Annotated in this window: 1 rRNA gene; it reads left to right on the forward strand. The window is 48.5% G+C overall.

From position 1 onward, the window contains the following. Positions 1 to 1,074 (forward strand): 23S ribosomal RNA (locus AB5903_RS22505); the annotation flags it as partial.

Raw genomic sequence — 1,074 nt, forward strand, 5'->3', positions numbered from 1 at the left:
AAGTTGGAGGCTAACGCAGGGAACTGAAACATCTTAGTACCTGCAGGAAAAGAAAATAAATAATGATTCCCCTAGTAGTGGCGAGCGAACGGGGACCAGCCCAAACCACCTATGTTACGGCATATGTGGGGTTGTAGGACCACGTTGTGGCAAGAAAACTGGTGAGTAGAATGTTCTGGAAAGTTCAACCATAGAGCATGATAGTTGCGTATACGAAGCCAGTCGAAGCCTAGTGGTATCCTGAGTAGCGCGGAGCACGAGGAATTCTGCGTGAATCAGCCGGGACCATCCGGTAAGGCTAAATACTCCCGAGAGACCGATAGTGAACCAGTACTGTGAAGGAAAGGTGAAAAGCACTTCGAACAGAAGAGTGAAATAGTTCCTGAAACCATGCGCCTACAAGCGGTCGGAGCTCTTACGAGTGACGGCGTGCCTTTTGCATAATGAACCTACGAGTTACTTTTTCCGGCAAGGTTAAGGGTCTTGAGACCTGCAGCCGAAGCGAAAGCGAGTCTTAACAGGGCGTTCAGTCGGAAGGAGTAGACGCGAAACCAAGTGATCTACCCTTGGGCAGGTTGAAGGATGGGTAACACCATCTGGAGGACCGAACCAATAAGCGTTGAAAAGCTTCTGGATGACCTGAGGGTGGGGGTGAAAGGCTAATCAAACTTGGAGATAGCTCGTACTCCCCGAAATGCATTTAGGTGCAGCCTTGACTTATACTGGCATGAGGTAGAGCGACTGATAAGATGCGAGGGCTTCACCGCCTATCAAGTCTTGACAAACTCCGAATGCGTGTCAGTTCTATGTCAGGAGTGAGGGCATGGGTGCTAAGGTCCATGTCCTAAAGGAGAACAATCCGGACCAACAGCTAAGGTCCCAAAATGAATACTAAGTTGAACTAACGAAGTCAGATTGCTAAGACAGCTAGGATGTTGGCTTGGAAGCAGCCATTCATTTAAAGAGTGCGTAACAGCTCACTAGTCGAGGAGTTTGGCGTGGATAATAATCGGGCATTAAGTATTCTACCGAAGCTTTGGGATGTTTAAACATCGGTAGGGGAGCATTCCACTC

The sequence above is a fragment of the Bacteroides sp. 2201st1_D9_2201SCRN_220225 genome, assembly GCF_040928965.1.
GTDB classification, from domain to species: Bacteria; Bacteroidota; Bacteroidia; order Bacteroidales; family Bacteroidaceae; genus Bacteroides; species Bacteroides stercoris.